Origin of the sequence: Pseudidiomarina sp. WS423 (assembly GCF_050750165.1) — a bacterium.
GTDB classification, from domain to species: domain Bacteria; phylum Pseudomonadota; class Gammaproteobacteria; order Enterobacterales; family Alteromonadaceae; genus Pseudidiomarina; species Pseudidiomarina fusca.
The window spans coordinates 1-12,735 of sequence record NZ_JBOJLN010000014.1; the positions used below are offsets into that span (position 1 = coordinate 1).

Here is a 12,735-nt window from a genome sequence, read left to right on the forward strand (position 1 = left end):
TAATTGTTCAAAAAGAACGCAAAGATAAGGTAAAGACCCGTTTTTCTTAGTAGTACGAGTGTTCACCAGCTTGGTGCTCGGTCGCATCTTTCACGCCGGTAAGTTCACCAGGAAAACGTTGCAGCAGTTCTTTTTCAATGCCTTCTTTTAAAGTGACATCAACCATACTGCAGCCATTGCAACCGCCGCCAAACTGCAACACGGCAATGCCGTCGTCGGTTATTTGGCTGACTGCCACTTTACCGCCATGGTTAGCCAACTGTGGGTTAACTTCAGATTGAATCACATACTCAACGCGCTCAATCAGAGGCGCATCGTCAGCAACTTTCTTGGCTTTCGCATTCGGTGCTTTTAGGGTCAGTTGCGAGCCTAAATCTTGTTCTTCAAAATCAATCACAGCATCGGTTAAGAAAGGGGCACTACCTGAGTCAACCACCGCATCAAAACCGCTAAATGGTAATACTTCGTCGTCAGCTTCTACCGAGTCTGGTGGGCAATAAGATACGCCACATTCTGCTGAAGGCGTGCCCGGGTTAACAACAAATACGCGGATATTGGTGTTATCCGGTTGCTCAGCAAGCAGTTTACGAAAATGAGCTTGTGCGCTTTCGGTAATACGAATCATGGGCAAATCACCTCAATACTTTTGAATTACTCGTCGTTGGTAGGTAGCTATAAGCTAGTCGCTACCAAGCTATACTTGACTAAATCAGTAGGGTATATCTTATCGCAATTTTTGGGCATTGCATAGTAACCACTGTGGGCATTCGGTTAAGAGTTTGCTAGTTTACAAGACTACTTTTGGTTTCAGCAGGAAAATTTCATGCAACGTTTGCTTACTCTATGTGTGCTTTGCTTTATTGCAGTAGCTAGTTTTGCTAGCAATGCTACCAGCTTAGATGATTATCTTCCCGACGATGTAACTTACAACCCTGATATTCCAACGCCACAGCAGGTACTCGGCTACGAAGTGGGCGAATGGCACGTAAGGCCTGAACAGTTGGTTCGTTACATGGAAATTCTTGCGGAAAAGTCCGACCGGTTCAGCCTTGAAGTCACAGGGTATACCCATGAGCGACGCCCACTTTTATTATTAACTGTGACCGCCCCAGAAAACCACAGCAATATTGAGCAGTTACGTGATCAACACCTCGCTTTGGCCGATCCGAAACGCAAAGGCAACCCGGATACTGCGCCGCTAGTACTCTACATGGGTTACAGCATTCATGGTGATGAACCTAGTGGCAGTAACTCCGCCTTGCTGTATGCCTATTATTTGGCCGCAGCTGAAGGCGAGAAAATCGAGCGCGTCTTAAAAGATACCATTATCTTGCTTGACCCTGCCTACAACCCTGATGGCTTAGCTCGTTTTGCACAGTGGGCTAATCAGCATAAAAGCATCAACTTAGTCAGCGATACTCAACATCGTGAGCACGTGCAGCCTACGCCTCGTGGCCGAGTTAACCACTATTGGTTTGACTTAAACCGCGATTGGTTGTTGTTACAGCATCCTGAGTCACGCGCTCGTATTGCCAATTTTCAAAAATGGAAGCCTAACGTCCTTACCGATTTTCATGAGATGGGCACAGATAGCACCTTTTTCTTCCAGCCGGGTATTCCATCACGAAAAAACCCGAATACGCCAGACGAAAACGTACGTCTAACCCAAACTCTGGCGGAGGGTCATGCGGCGGCACTGGATGAACAAGGCCGGTTGTATTTTACTGAAGAAGCCTTTGATGATTTCTATGTTGGGAAAGGTTCCACTTATCCTGATGTGCAAGGTGCTATCGGTATCCTTTTTGAGCAGGCTTCTAGCCGTGGTCATGCCCAAGACTCTATTAATGGCTTATTAGAGTTTCCTTTTACCATTCAAAACCAATTTACCACGTCGTTAACCAGCATGTATGGCGCTCACGCCAATAAGAAGTGGTTCTTGGATTACCAACAACGTTTTTACGATGACTCGATGGCCGCAGCTAAAAAAGCTGACTTTAACGGCTATGTGGTAGGTGATGAAACCGATCCTGCGCGGCTACACGAGATGCTTAACATTTTGCGTCAGCACGGCGTTCAGAGTTATGTGTTAACCGATGATCTAAAACTAAACGGGGTCACTTACCAAGCAGATCATGCTGCTTACATCCCGCTAGAACAACCTCAGTATTTATTGATTCGTGCGATGTTCATGAATCAGAAGAGCTTTAAAGACAATACTTTCTATGATGTTTCGGCATGGACCCTACCCCATGCGTTTAACCTGAACTGGGCAACCTACGATGGTCGCCGCGTAAAAATTGCCGACCAAGCGTGGCAACCCACCACCACCCCTAACCATGACTTGGCTGCTGATGCCTACGCTTATGCGTTTGAATGGCACCATTATTTTGCCCCGAAAACTCTGAACCGGTTATTGCAAGCGGGCATTCATGTGCGTCAAGCAAACCAAGCTTTTACTGCATCGACTAGCGCGGGCGATTATAACTTCACGGCTGGTACCGTGGTGGTGACTAAAGCCTATCAGCAACAAGATTGGGCTGAAGTACAACAGCAGCTTGCCGCCATTACCGCAGAAACCGGCGTAACAGTGCATGCCATCAGCTCGGGTTTAACCCGGCGCGGTATTGACCTTGGTAGCCGTAATTTGGCACCGGTGAAACCTATCCAAGTGATGATGCTAGTAGGTAACGATGCCAACATGTACGAAGGCGGCGAAGCTTGGTATTACCTCGATCGCCATGTTGGTGTACCACTTTCGATGGTTGATACGGACCGTTTTGGTGGCGTTGATTTAAGCCGCTATACGCACATTTTAATGGTCGACGGTCGTTATTCTAACCTGTCTAAGCGAGACGCAGAGCGACTGCAGCAATGGGTGCGCGACGGCGGTGTGGTAATTGGCCAACAAAACGGTGCACGTTGGTTAAGTCAGCATGATATTTTGGCGGCCGAATTTGTGAATTCAGATGAGTTTTCGAAGAAGTTTCCAACCGCGGGACTCACTTTTGCCGACCAAGATCATTTTTACGGTCAGCGCCGCGTAGCCGGAGCTATCTTTGAACTTGAATTAGATGCTACCCATCCGCTTACGTTTGGCTATCCTCGCGCTACCTTGCCGGTCTTTAAAGACAGCTTAAATGCGATGGTGGTGCCTGAGCAGCCGTTTGTTACCGTGGCAACATACCGTGCTAACGATCCACTGTTAGCCGGTTTTGCCGCCTCTCAGAACCGTGAAGTATTGGCAGGTAAAGCAGCAATCATCGCCCATCGTCACGGTCGTGGCCGCGTTATTGCCTTTACCGATGACATTAACTTCCGTGCCTTCTTCTGGGGCACCGCTAAGTTACTCAGTAATGCTATCTTCTTAGCAGATCAGGTCACTCCTAGCCTGAGCGACGAAGAAAATGCTGCCGAGGCTGCCGCTGAAGCGGCTGAAAGTGCTCACTAAGCACCTCTCTTAGGAGTTATTCATTGAGCGGTGGATGAGGTTCAGCAAAAGCGAACGTCCATGCATCCACCGCTTTGGCGCCGCGCTGCTCAATTGCAGCTGCGGCCGCCGATATTGATGCGCCCGTAGTCAGCACATCATCCACCACCGCGACCGTGAGCCCGGTCATATTACCAGTGCAATACAGACTGCGCTGCATACTATCCCAACGTTGTGAGGCACTGCTATGATGTTGTTGGGTACCGGTATCGTAGAGTCGTCGTAAACCACCACTAATGATCGGCAACTGCAACTGTTCAGCGACCGCCCGCGCCAGCAATCCGGCTTGATTATAACCACGCTTAACCCAACGCGAATAACTCATCGGCATCGCCATAATCGCATCTGGCCGGGGCTTATCCTGATAGCAATGCAGTACCTGGGCCACCATCAAGGGTGCTAGCACCTGAGCTAACTCGGGACAACTGTGGAATTTAAAACGATGCACGAGTGAGCGCGTATCTGCTTGCCAGCTCATCGCCGCATACCAGTATCGCCCTTGCGCTCGTTCGGGTTGCTGACAACGCCATTTTAGGCAGCTCGGCGGTAATCGCGGTAGGTCATACAAACACACCAAACAGAGTCCGCCACCTGTTCGACCAGTTAAAGATTGATTACAGAGCCAGCAATAACCTAACATAGAGGGCCTTTTTTCAAGTGGTTTAAGTTAGCAAGGACACTCATGGTAGACTCAGTTTGGCGCGCCGTCAGGGGCACAGGGACGGATATTGTGGTACTCCATGGCTGGGGTTTGAATGCGAACATCTGGACGCCAATTGTCGCTGATTTAGCCAAATTAGGCCGTGTCCATCGCCTAGACCTACCCGGCTATGGCGAGTCACCTTGGCCTGCGGACCGCGAACTGACGTTTGCTAATCTGTGTGAACTCACGCTAGCAGCCTTGCCTTCACACTGTCATTTAATCGGCTGGTCTCTTGGCGGCTTAGTAGCAAGCCAGATCGGATTGCAAGCTCCAGAACGCCTGCATAGCTTAACCACCGTAGCTTCATCGCCTTATTTTCCTGCAACACCTGAATGGCCAGGCATCGAACCGCATATCTTGCATACCTTTGCGAAACAACTGAGCAAAGATTTCAAACGTACGGTGGAACGCTTCCTGGCGCTCCAGTCGTTAGGCGCGCCGCATGCCAAAGAAGATATTAAACAGATTAAAGCATGGCTTTTTGCCAAACCGATGGCGACCCCTGCGGTGCTCGATGCTGGTTTAGATATGTTGGCCAGTGTGGATTTGCGTCCGCAGTTGGCGCAACTGGCGGTACCTTTATTGCGGGTTTATGGCAAATTAGATGCGTTAGTGCCGGCCGCAGTAGCTGACCACGTAAGCCAGCTCCTGCCAAGCACTGCGAGCGCACAGCATCAGTATCTGGCGCCACGCTGTAGTCATGCGCCTTTCATCAGCGATCCGAGCGGCTTTATGGCCGCCCTACAACCCTTTTTGCAGCAATACGCGCCCAGTTAACGCTGACATTGTGGGCAATACACGGTACTACGCTGACCTAAACGGATTTCTTTCAAGGTGCTCTTGCACTGCATGCAAGCTTTACCGCCGCGCCCGTACACCATCAGTTCTTGCTTGAAGTAACCAGGCTGACCATCGGCTTGAGTGAAATCTTGCAAGGTAGTGCCGCCTTGTTCAATGGCTCTAGCAAGGGTTTCTTTGATGATGGGCACCAAGCGTTGATAACGTGCTTTACTGACTTTACCAGCAGCACGTTTTGGATGAATTCCCGCTTTAAACAAAGACTCATTGGCGTAGATGTTCCCTACCCCAACCACCACATGATTATCCATAATGAAGGTTTTAATGGCTTGCTGGCGGCCACGCGAGGCGTTGAATAGATAGTCTAAGGTAAAGTCATCGGTTAAGGGTTCCGGCCCTAACTCGCGCAATAACGGGTGATCCGCACTAGGATGAGTTGCGCTGTACAACCAACAACCAAAGCGGCGCGGGTCGTTAAAGCGTAAACAAAGGCCGGATCCTAGCACCAGATCAATATGGTCATGTTTAACTACCAGACTATCTGCGGGTACCACCCGCAAAGCTCCGGACATCCCCAAGTGCACAATCAGGTAGCCCTTTGTGGTGCTAATAATCAGGTATTTGGAGCGGCGTTCGACGCCTTCGATGGTAGCCCCAGCAACTGTTTCTAAAGAAGCTGGAACCGGCCAGCGTAAGCGTCGATCACGGACAATTACCTGGGTAATCTGTTGCCCTGTAAGATGGGGGCTGATACCTAGACGACTGACTTCAACTTCGGGTAATTCTGGCATGGCTAGACCTCATCAAAAAATACCGCGCAGCTTGTGTTTATAGCTACGCTATTTTATATTCCCGCTCTTGTTCTACACCACATATTTGCAGTATGTTGAGGCATGCACCACATGACCGCCGAAATTAGTTTAAGCGAACAACAATTTCGTACTCAAGCTATTGATTATGACCAGCTTGCTGCGCACGGGTATGTTATTGTACCGCAGTATCTAGCTGCGCCTTACTGCCTGCAATTGTACCAGTATGCCCAACAATTGAGTAGCAACTGCTGGCAACAGGCCGGCATCGGTCGGGCTGATCAGTACACCACCAATACGGCCGTGCGCCAGGATAAGATCCGCTGGTTACAACGCGAATTTGCACTTGAAAACGCTTATTTAACCATGATGGATAACTTGCGCTTAGAAGTAAATCGCGAGCTCTTTATGGGTTTATTTGATTACGAGTGCCACCTTGCTCACTATCCGCCTGGTGCTTTTTATCGCAAACACCTAGATGCTTTTAAAGGTCGCAGTAATCGTATCTTAACCAGCGTGTTCTACTTAAATCCAGATTGGCAAGACGCCGATGGTGGGCAACTCATTATTTATGGTAAACGTGGTGAGGTGCTCGAGACGGTGCTCCCCGAGGCGGGCAAGTTAGTGCTGTTTTTAAGCGATGTGTTTGTGCATGAAGTACTTGCCGGACAACGCGACCGTTATAGCATTACCGGCTGGTATCGGCATAACAATAGTATCAATGGTGTTATTGATCCTACCCGTTAACCCGGTGCTTGAGCACACTAAATAGCGCCCATAAAAAAACCCAGCTAGGCTGGGTTTTTTTATGCTCAGAAGAAGCTTACTTAATTTTAGCTTCTTTGAAAACCACGTGCTTACGAACCACTGGATCGTATTTTTTGATTTCCATTTTTTCTGGCATGTTGCGCTTGTTCTTGTCGGTAGTGTAGAAATAACCAGTACCGGCAGAAGAAACTAAACGAATCTTATCACGCATGGTTTATCTCCTTACACAGCTTCGCCACGAGCGCGCAAATCTGCGAGCACCGCGTCGATACCATTTTTATCAACAATACGCATACCTTTGGTAGAGATACGCAATTTAACCCAACGCTTTTCTGATTCTACCCAGAAGCGGTGTGATTGCAGGTTCGGCAGGAAACGACGCTTGGTCGCATTGCGCGCGTGAGAACGGTTATTACCGGTAACCGGACGCTTTCCTGTAACTTGACATACTCGTGACATTCTATTTACTCCAAAATTGCTTCAAGCTCGCCTGTCGCCCATCGCGGCCTTGCCTTGAATCCGAGGGCGCATTTTATACAGCAAATTGGCCCGGCAATCAAGTGATCGCAGATATTTTTTGATCTTTCTGATCCTATAAACGGCGGCGCTACTTTACTACAACAACCCTCGTTCAGCAAATGAAACTGGTGATCCAGCACCAATTATAAAGTGATCGAGTAGCGCGACGTCGATCATCGCTAGGGCTCGCTTCAAGCGCTCAGTGACGCGCTGGTCGGCTTGGCTAGGTTCAGCCACCCCGGACGGATGATTGTGCGCTAGTATAACCGCTGCCGCATTACATTGCAGTACTAACTTAACCACCTCACGCGGATAAACTGGAGCCGCATTGATGGTGCCCTGAAATAATTCCACGTATTTTAACAGCCGGTGCTGACTATCAAGTAGCAGCACCACAAACACTTCGCGTTCTTGATGACGCAACTGTGCGGTAAGATAGTCACGCACCATGGAGGGTTGGGTAAAGCCATCGTCACGCCGTAATTGCCAAGCCAAATAGCGCCGTGAAATTTCCATCACCACTTGCAATTGCATTACCCGGGCCGGGCCAATCCCTGTCTGCTGCAGGAGACTCTCGGCGGGCGCCGCGAGCAAACCGCCAATACCCTCGTAATGGCTCAACAGGTCGCGTGAGTAGGTGACCACATCTTTGCCCTTAACTCCGGTGCCGAGCAAGATAGCCAATAATTCAGCATCGGTTAAGGTGGCGACTCCTAGTTCAGCCATTTTTTCGCGTGGGCGCTCAGCGACTGGCCAATCTTTTACGGTGGGCATGGTTACTTTCCTTGTTTACTCAGATGTGTCAGAGCGCCTAATGTAGCTAATTTTGACCGACGATCGGCCGCCATTGGTTAACGACCCAAAGCCAGAAGGTCTGATATTCATGCGCCAAAGCGCTAAACTAAGGGCTTGCGCAGCAGGCGTGCGTCCTTATCTAAGCTAGATTGCGTGATTGAAAAGTACCACGTCAGATATCGCCTAAAGCTATCCCAATGTGCTAAGGTAAAGACCTTGTAAAGGTAAGGACTTACTATGACTTATAGCCCCGAGCAACCGCTAGCCGACCGCAACATACTGGTGGGTGTAAGCGGTGGTATTGCCGCTTATAAAATTCCCGAATTGGTGCGTCGTCTGCGTGATTACGGCGCCTCTGTGCGCGTGGTGATGACCCAAGGTGCCCAAGCCTTTATCACGCCACTAACGCTCCAAGCGGTATCGGGACATCCGGTGCATCATGACTTGCTTGACCCTGCGGCCGAAGCTGCCATGGGCCATATAGAATTGGCTAAATGGGCTGATTTAGTGCTGCTAGCGCCTGCGAGTGCAAATATGCTGGCAAGACTTGCTAACGGCAGCGCTGATGACTTACTTAGCACCCTGTGCTTAGCTACTGCCGCTCCTATCTGGGTGGCACCTGCCATGAACCAGCAGATGTGGGCAGCACCAGCAGTACAAGCTAACTTGCAACGGATTAAGCAGTACGGCATGCAGCTGATAGAACCTAATAGCGGTGCTCAAGCTTGCGGTGATGTTGGTAGTGGGCGTATGCCAGAACCGCTAGAGCTGCGAGAGCTGGTAGTACGGGCGTTAGCAGCGGATAAACAATCTGTGGCTGCTCTTCTGGCGAATCAACACGTGGTGATTACCGCAGGTCCCACCCGCGAGGCGATCGACCCGGTACGCTATTTGTCTAACCATAGCTCGGGTAAAATGGGGTTCGCTTTAGCTACGGCGGCGCAACAACTAGGCGCTACTGTGACTTTAATTGCCGGCCCTTGTCAGCTCCCCACTCCAGCAGGCGTGACGCGCATCGATGTGACTAGTGCTGAGGACATGTTAGCGGCAGTGTTAGCAGCGGTTCCCTCAGCCGACATTTTTATTGGGTGTGCAGCAGTCGCCGATTATCGTCCGGCAACCGTTGCTAGCCATAAAATGAAAAAGACCGCGGAGCAAGATGAGTTAGCTCTGACTCTCATTAAGAACCCAGATATTTTGGCCACCGTCAGTAACTTACCTAAGCCACCTTTTACTATTGGCTTCGCCGCTGAAACCAATGACGTTGCCCGGTATGCCCAAAGTAAATTGGTACGAAAGAAACTCGCGATGATCGCTGCTAACGATGTTAGTAGCAGCGCTATCGGCTTTAACAGCGACGTCAATGCCATGACACTCTACTGGCACGACCAACAAGGGCAACTCAAGCACTTAGATCTGCCGGTGGCAGATAAACTGAGTATTGCTACCCAGTTGTTACAGCATGCCGTTAAACTAAAAAATAGCCATGACTTTTCTTTTCAAAGTGGCGCAGATTCAGCAACCTCTTAAGTTTAGAACCAGGAACCCAGCATGACTGCTATCGACCTTAAAATTCTTGACCCTAAAATTGGCCAAAGCATCCCCTTGCCAACTTACGCAACCCCAGGTTCAGCCGGCCTAGATTTGCGTGCTTGTCTTGACCAACCACTTACGGTGGAGCCAGGCGAGACCCATCTGGTAGGAACCGGGCTAGCGATTCATATCGCCGACCCTAACCTTGCCGCTACCCTGCTGCCACGTTCTGGATTGGGACATAAACATGGCTTGGTGCTAGGTAATTTAGTGGGGTTAATCGATTCAGATTATCAAGGTGAACTGAAAGTGTCGGTTTGGAACCGCAGCACTAATGCTTATACCATTGAGCCTGGCGAGCGCATTGCGCAGATGGTTATCGTGCCGGTGGTGCAAGTGCAATTTAATCTCGTTGAAGATTTTTCTGAGTCCGACAGAGGCGCCGGTGGCTTCGGTCATTCGGGTACCCGCTAAGCCGTGCTAAATAGGCTCTGCTACTAAGAATCATAACCAAGGAAGCAACCACGTGACCGCAAAACAGAATCGTAAACAGGATATTTTAGCGGCTCTCGCCGCCATGTTAGAAACCAGCCCGGGCCAACGCATCACCACAGCCCGTTTGGCTGCTGAAGTGGGTGTCTCTGAGGCCGCTTTGTACCGTCATTTCGCCTCGAAAGCGAAAATGTTTGAAGGCCTGATTGATTTTACTGAAGATGCCATTTTGTCACGCATCAACCAGATCTTAGAAAATGAAAAAGACACGTTAGCGCGCTGTGAAATGATGGTGCGGCTAGTGCTTACTTTTGTTGAGCGTAACCCTGGCATCACGCGGGTGATTACCGGAGATGCCCTACTCGGTGAGCACGAACGTTTACGAGACCGAGTGACTGGCATTTTTGATAAGCTAGAAGCTAACTTCAAACAGGTATTACGGGAGCGTCGATTACGTGAGAAAGTGGTCGCTGGGCTAGATGAAGGGATGCTCGCCAATCTACTTATGGCTTATACCGATGGTAAAATCGCGCAGTTTGTGCGGTCAGGGTTTACCCATAAACCAACCACTCATTTTGAGCAGCAGTGGCAAACCATTGCGGAACAATTGCTACGCTAGTCAGGCAACTAGCACCAGAAGCATGAGCAGCTTAGACTGGTCTGCTTCTGGTCATATCAATGCATCGCTTAATTGTTCTCACTGGCTGTATCAGTCGCCACCGATTCAGACGTCCGAGCGCGGCTTAGCAAGTTAATTGCGGCTTGCTGTGGCGTGGTATCTCCGTACAGAACATCATACAACTGCTCACAAATCGGCATTTCCACACCATGGCGTCGTGCTAGAGTCACCACTTCGCGCGTGTTGCGATAGCCTTCCACCGCTTGGCCGATTTCAGCCATGGCTTGGTCAACCGTTTTGCCTTGACCCAAAGCCAAACCAAAACGCCGATTACGTGATTGGTTGTCGGTACAAGTTAGAATTAAGTCGCCTAATCCTGCCATGCCAGTAAAGGTTTCTGGTTTAGCCCCAAGCTTTAATCCTAATCGGGTGAGCTCAGCCAAGCCGCGTGTAATGAGGGCAGTGCGAGCATTAGCGCCAAAACCCACACCATCCGCCATCCCCGCACCAATAGCGATCACATTCTTAACGGCGCCACCTAACTGCACGCCAATAAAGTCGTCGTTGGTATAAACGCGAAAACTGCGATCGCAGTGCAGCAGTTCAGACAGATCTTCAACAAATTGCGGATCCGTAGAAGACATCGAGATAGCGGTAGGTAAACCTTTGGCCATTTCCATCGCAAAAGTTGGGCCAGAAAGCACCGCTAAGGCGTGCTCGTCACCCAAAATATCTTCTGCTACTTCAAATAATAACCGGCCTGTTTCGGGCTCTAAACCTTTGGTCGCCCATGCCACACGGGCATCAGGCAATAATTGCGGCGCAATATCTTGTAGTACTTGCTTAAAGCCGCCACTGGGCACAACCACCACTATATTATGGCACGCAGCTACCGCTTCAGCTAAGTCTGCAGTAACTTGGAGATTATCAGGTAAGGTAATGCCTGGCAGATAGCGTTTGTTCTCGCGCTCAGCAGCCATAGCTGCAACTTGCTCGGCATCGCGACCCCATAAACAGGTCGCCGTACCCTTACGGGCAAAACAAAGTGCTAGGGCGGTTCCATAAGAACCGGCTCCTAGCACTGTTACTTGTGCATTACGCATTCGTTTTGCAATCTAACTTATTGCTGAGTAGCTTCGGCAGCTTCTTGCTGCTGACGCTGGATATGCTGAGCAAATACCGCGTCGAAGTTAACTGGCGCTAAGTTCAATTGTGGGAAGGTTGCGCGGCTAACTAAGCTAGACAAAGTTTCGCGTGCGTATGGGAACAAGATATTCGGGCAGAACGCGCCTAATAAGTGTGCACGTTGACCATCTTCGAGTGAATCAGCGATGGTGAAAATACCTGCTTGGTGAACTTCAGCCAAGAACGCTACTTCGCCATTTACTTTGTTGGTTGCAGTAATTTTCAACACAACTTCGTAGGTGTTGTCTTCTAACTTAGTGTTATTCACATTTAAGTCTAAGCTCAACTCTGGCTTCCACTCTTGACGGAAAACTGCCGGCGAGTTTGGCGCTTCAAACGAAACATCTTTGACATAGACGCGTTGAATTTGGAATGCTTGTTGTTGTGGTGCGTCGTCCTGTGCGGCGCCATTTACTTGCTGTTCATCAGCCATTGTTCTACTTCCTATTGCTTGATCAAACGATTATTTTTTTACCAGTGGGAAACTGGCGCCCTGCCAGGCAGAAATTCCACCTTGGAGTATTGCAACCTGTTCAAACCCAGCTTTAGCTAACGTAGCTGCAGCCCCTTTTGCGGTCATTCCCGTTGCGCATACCACCACGATGGGGGCAGATTTGAATTTCTCAAGTGGTGCCAGTTCATTTTTCCGGATTTTATCGGCAGTTAAATGCAGAGAATCCTGAATGTGCCCTTTACGGTACTCATCCACCGAGCGAATATCAACATACACCCCATCATTTCTATTAATTAATAAGGTTGCTTGCTGCGGGGTCAAACTTTTTATTTTGGAAGTTGCGGCTTGAACATAAGTAACCACAATGGCAATTAAAAGAATAACCCAAAGCAGACTCATAAATAGGTGGTCTGCAGCGAAGGCAAGGATTTGCTCCATGGTGAACGTAACTCCAGTTGAAAAACAAGCCACAGAGTATACCTACTGATTTGCCCGTTGCCAGTAAAATTTGGTGTTAATGAATGTCTAGAAAGGGTGCGGAGCAAGCTAAAATCGCATAAAATAGATTCAATT

The 12,735-nt window shown here is 49.4% G+C and carries 15 protein-coding genes; 6 read left to right on the plus strand and 9 right to left on the minus strand.

Going from position 1 to position 12,735, the window contains the following annotated elements; all coding sequences use genetic code 11:
- Nucleotides 1-46: 46 nt before the first annotated feature.
- Nucleotides 47-625, minus strand: a complete 579-nt coding sequence (nfuA, locus tag ACQ661_RS10260; RefSeq protein WP_369743094.1) for a Fe-S biogenesis protein NfuA — start codon at nucleotides 623-625, stop codon at nucleotides 47-49.
- A gap of 198 nt (nucleotides 626-823) precedes the next feature.
- On the opposite strand from nfuA, the gene ACQ661_RS10265 reads away from it, so the two are divergent.
- A complete protein-coding gene (locus tag ACQ661_RS10265) occupies nucleotides 824-3,448 on the plus strand; it encodes a M14 family zinc carboxypeptidase (protein WP_431668283.1) in 2,625 nt (874 codons plus the stop codon).
- A 16-nt stretch (nucleotides 3,449-3,464) separates the two neighbouring features.
- Here ACQ661_RS10265 and ACQ661_RS10270 read toward each other — a convergent pair whose 3' ends face one another.
- Nucleotides 3,465-3,965, minus strand: a complete 501-nt coding sequence (locus ACQ661_RS10270) for a ComF family protein (protein ID WP_162014608.1) — start codon at nucleotides 3,963-3,965, stop codon at nucleotides 3,465-3,467.
- A 204-nt stretch (nucleotides 3,966-4,169) separates the two neighbouring features.
- On the opposite strand from ACQ661_RS10270, the gene bioH reads away from it, so the two are divergent.
- Nucleotides 4,170-4,967, plus strand: coding sequence for a pimeloyl-ACP methyl ester esterase BioH (bioH, locus tag ACQ661_RS10275; RefSeq protein WP_431668284.1), 798 nt, complete (start codon nucleotides 4,170-4,172; stop codon nucleotides 4,965-4,967).
- Here bioH and mutM read toward each other — a convergent pair.
- Nucleotides 4,964-5,779, minus strand: a complete 816-nt coding sequence (mutM, locus tag ACQ661_RS10280) for a bifunctional DNA-formamidopyrimidine glycosylase/DNA-(apurinic or apyrimidinic site) lyase (protein WP_431668285.1) — start codon at nucleotides 5,777-5,779, stop codon at nucleotides 4,964-4,966. The two genes, bioH and mutM, sit on opposite strands and share 4 nt — an antisense overlap.
- Before the next feature lie 111 nt (nucleotides 5,780-5,890).
- Here mutM and ACQ661_RS10285 point away from each other — a divergent pair, with 111 nt between their 5' ends.
- Nucleotides 5,891-6,544, plus strand: coding sequence for a 2OG-Fe(II) oxygenase (locus ACQ661_RS10285; protein WP_369743089.1), 654 nt, complete (start codon nucleotides 5,891-5,893; stop codon nucleotides 6,542-6,544).
- 76 nt (nucleotides 6,545-6,620) lie between these two features.
- Here the strand turns inward: ACQ661_RS10285 and rpmG are convergent, their stop codons facing one another.
- From rpmG to radC, 3 genes are all read right to left on the minus strand, one after another.
- Nucleotides 6,621-6,776: a 50S ribosomal protein L33 gene (rpmG, locus tag ACQ661_RS10290; RefSeq protein ID WP_092857736.1), complete on the minus strand. Its 156-nt coding sequence runs from the start codon at nucleotides 6,774-6,776 to the stop codon at nucleotides 6,621-6,623.
- An 11-nt stretch (nucleotides 6,777-6,787) separates the two neighbouring features.
- The gene (rpmB, locus tag ACQ661_RS10295; RefSeq protein ID WP_110076755.1) at nucleotides 6,788-7,024 is read right to left on the minus strand and encodes a 50S ribosomal protein L28; all 237 of its coding nucleotides are present in this window, start codon (nucleotides 7,022-7,024) and stop codon (nucleotides 6,788-6,790) included.
- A 156-nt stretch (nucleotides 7,025-7,180) separates the two neighbouring features.
- Nucleotides 7,181-7,858 (minus strand): RadC family protein, encoded by a 678-nt coding sequence (gene radC / locus ACQ661_RS10300; protein ID WP_110076754.1) that lies wholly within the window; start codon nucleotides 7,856-7,858, stop codon nucleotides 7,181-7,183.
- A gap of 258 nt (nucleotides 7,859-8,116) precedes the next feature.
- On the opposite strand from radC, the gene coaBC reads away from it, so the two are divergent.
- From coaBC to slmA, 3 genes are read left to right on the plus strand one after another with little or no spacing between them, the layout of a single operon-like run.
- On the plus strand, nucleotides 8,117-9,409 hold the full coding sequence (gene coaBC / locus ACQ661_RS10305) for a bifunctional phosphopantothenoylcysteine decarboxylase/phosphopantothenate--cysteine ligase CoaBC (protein ID WP_431668286.1): 1,293 nt from the start codon (nucleotides 8,117-8,119) through the stop codon (nucleotides 9,407-9,409).
- A 21-nt stretch (nucleotides 9,410-9,430) separates the two neighbouring features.
- Nucleotides 9,431-9,886, plus strand: a complete 456-nt coding sequence (gene dut, locus ACQ661_RS10310) for a dUTP diphosphatase (protein WP_153827065.1) — start codon at nucleotides 9,431-9,433, stop codon at nucleotides 9,884-9,886.
- 52 nt (nucleotides 9,887-9,938) lie between these two features.
- Nucleotides 9,939-10,523 carry a nucleoid occlusion factor SlmA gene (slmA, locus tag ACQ661_RS10315; RefSeq protein ID WP_162014607.1) on the plus strand — a complete coding sequence of 195 codons (585 nt, stop codon included), beginning with the start codon at nucleotides 9,939-9,941 and terminating at the stop codon, nucleotides 10,521-10,523.
- Nucleotides 10,524-10,591: 68 nt separating this feature from the next.
- Here the strand turns inward: slmA and gpsA are convergent, their stop codons facing one another.
- Genes gpsA through ACQ661_RS10330 form a run of 3 tightly spaced genes read right to left on the minus strand, consistent with a single transcriptional unit; the run spans nucleotide 10,592 to nucleotide 12,600 of the window.
- Nucleotides 10,592-11,626: an NAD(P)H-dependent glycerol-3-phosphate dehydrogenase gene (gene gpsA, locus ACQ661_RS10320; RefSeq protein WP_431668287.1), complete on the minus strand. Its 1,035-nt coding sequence runs from the start codon at nucleotides 11,624-11,626 to the stop codon at nucleotides 10,592-10,594.
- 17 nt (nucleotides 11,627-11,643) lie between these two features.
- A complete protein-coding gene (gene secB, locus ACQ661_RS10325) occupies nucleotides 11,644-12,141 on the minus strand; it encodes a protein-export chaperone SecB (RefSeq protein ID WP_110076749.1) in 498 nt (165 codons plus the stop codon).
- Nucleotides 12,142-12,171: 30 nt separating this feature from the next.
- A complete protein-coding gene (locus tag ACQ661_RS10330) occupies nucleotides 12,172-12,600 on the minus strand; it encodes a rhodanese-like domain-containing protein (RefSeq protein WP_110076748.1) in 429 nt (142 codons plus the stop codon).
- Nucleotides 12,601-12,735: the final 135 nt, after the last annotated feature.